Annotated in this window: 1 protein-coding gene; it reads right to left on the bottom strand. The window is 61.3% G+C overall.

Annotated features, from left to right (window positions below):
* Positions 1-760: 760 nt before the first annotated feature.
* On the bottom strand, positions 761-2,239 hold the full coding sequence (locus ABX749_RS29615; protein ID WP_372899208.1) for a trypsin-like peptidase domain-containing protein: 1,479 nt from the start codon (positions 2,237-2,239) through the stop codon (positions 761-763).
* Positions 2,240-2,437 lie beyond the last annotated feature (198 nt).

Here is a 2,437-nt window from a genome sequence, read left to right as displayed (position 1 = left end):
CACTTCGAGTCCGATGGAGAGACGTGCGAATTGGGGAACGCCGCGATCTGGTTCACCGATAGCCGCGGATACAGCGGTTCGTTCGAAACCCGCGAAGGAACACTCTCCGCGATTCTGAAACAGTTTGTGGTGCTCAAGTTTCGGTAGTCACCGTGGCGGGCTGTTGATTTGATCGTCACCGAAACAATCGTGATCCGATGTCGCTAGCCACGGCCCAGTTACTTTGGCCTGCAGAAGGTCGCGGAACGGCGCGAGCCCAGTATCGCTAACAAAACCCCCTCGATAGATGCCAAAGTAGGTGGCGTTGGTCGCTAGCCCGTTGCCCTACGGGCACGCCGATCCATAGCCTGGGGCAAGCAAACCGAGCACTTGCGAGGTTGCGCCGCCCCAGGAACCGCATCGCGACAAGTTCGAATTTGGCCAACGGCCATGCACAAGATCCGCGGTTGACGAGACATTTGTTGATGGCCGTTGGCCAATCACTCTCGGTTTCGTTTGCGGACCGTGGGCGATGCGCAAGGCTATCGATGGATACGGCCGTTGGCCGAAGCCAACCACTCTGAATCGATGGAATCTTCATGCGTTCCATTTTAAACAGACGCTCGTCCCGGCTGGGTCAGTAAGCTCGCAACCGTTGCGGTGGCTGCGAGCTTACTCCGGGACGAGCGTGCTGTGTCGGGCAGGGCGGTTTCGGGCAGGGCGGTTTTGAGCCCTGTCGACCGATCGGGGCACCCCCAAGCGGTCGCCTGCACCGCCGGCGTTAGTGACGAACGTTTTCGTCGCGTGAGGCGAGTTGGAAATGTCCGTAGAGGGTTTGTTCGCGGCGGACGATGTAAAACTTTGCTCGCGGACCCTTTTTCATGTCGGGGTGGTCCAGGATGCCCGCCAAGTCACCGATGCTGGCGGTTTGCCAACCGTGGATGCCCAGCAGCACGTCACCGACTTGGATCCCCTGCTCCGCCGCGGCCGAGCCGGGGCGGACCGCATTGATGTACAGACCCCCGCGGTAGGGTGTTCGCATTCGCGAGTTCAGCCGGTTCATGGTCGATTGGCTGACCGGTTTGGCGCGGATTCCGATCACGGCCCATGCGGTGTCGCTGGGGTTGTTCGCGTCGGATGCCTTGGACGGCGTCGTTGCGACGGCCAGTTCCAGTGTGCCGCCGTCGCGCTCCACGGCGATCGGGATCCGTTGACCCGGTCGCATTTGCAACAGGGCGAGTGAAAAGTCCAAACGATCGTCAACGGGACGCGAACCAACGCGGACCACGCGGTCACCCGGCTTCAGCCCCTCTCGTGCGGCGGGGCTGCTAGCGGAGACATGTGCGATGGTAATGCCATCGCCGTCGCGCGGACCGCCGTTGGTTCGCAATCCGGTATCAAGACGTTCGGCGTTGTGTTCGTCGATCATCGACGTGACGATTTCGACGACCTGGTCGATCGGAATCGCAAAGGCGATCTGTTGGGCACCGACACGGACGGCGACGTTGACGCCGATGATTTCACCGTCGATGTTCAACAGCGGACCGCCGGAGTTGCCCGGATTGATCCCGGCACTGATTTGAATCAGGTCTTCGTAGTCTTGGGTGTCGTTGACCGGGACGTCGCGATGCAGGGCGCTGATGATGCCTTGGGTGCAGGTGTGCACGTAGCCATACGCGTTGCCGATCGCGATCACGCTTTCGCCGACCATCAGGTCGCTGCTGGTGCCTCGGGGCACGGTCGGCAAGTCGGATTCGACGTCGACTTTTACTAAAGCCAAGTCGTTCCGCGGCCGGGCGGCGATCAGTTCGGCCGACGTCACGGTTCCGTCGTGCAGCGTGACGCGGATGTTATCGACGTCTTCGACGACGTGATAATTCGTGATCACGTAGCCACGCGGATCGATCACCACGCCGGTGCCCATCCCGTTGACCTGTCGGAAACCGCCGCCGTCGGTGGCACCGGCCAGGCCGGCGGCGGTGCTGCGGATGGTTTTTTGACCGTGCAGGTTGACCACCGAGGGGCTGGCGCGGCGGACCGCGAGCACCGTCGGAGTTTCACGTCTGGAATCGGTCACACGCCTCGATGCGGTCGCCGGTTCGAACGATGCCAGCGAGGCAACTTGAGCGCTAACGCTCGAAGCATCAATCGCCGTCATCATCGAAAGGGCGAAGCCGACTTTCGCGATTCGACGCAGCCACTGGGGCGGGGCGTTGCCGAATCGTCTGTTGGTCGGGGCAAGTTGGATCGGTGGTCGCATAGGTCCCCGTACCCGTTGAGCAGAACTGGATGCGTCGCTTGTCGATCGAAGGTTGCGGGCTTTCGATCGTCATGGGAGCCGGAATCCCCGGCACGAGAGAGTGAATCGGAACAACCAGTAGGATCCCTTGATGGCATGGTCTGAACGCCGCAAGGTTTACCAGCCTTAACTAACCGCCACCGGGTGGTGTCCAAATTG

Origin of the sequence: Stieleria sp. (assembly GCF_041595215.1) — a bacterium.
Taxonomy (GTDB): Bacteria; Planctomycetota; Planctomycetia; order Pirellulales; family Pirellulaceae; genus Stieleria; species Stieleria magnilauensis.
The sequence above is the reverse complement of the archived record's forward strand: the minus strand, read 5'-3'. Positions and strand labels throughout refer to the sequence as shown.

Coding starts and splice junctions, on each gene's coding strand:
- ABX749_RS29615 (WP_372899208.1), bottom strand. CDS start 2,239: ATGCGACCACCGATCCAACTTGCCCCGACCAACAGACGATTCGGCAAC.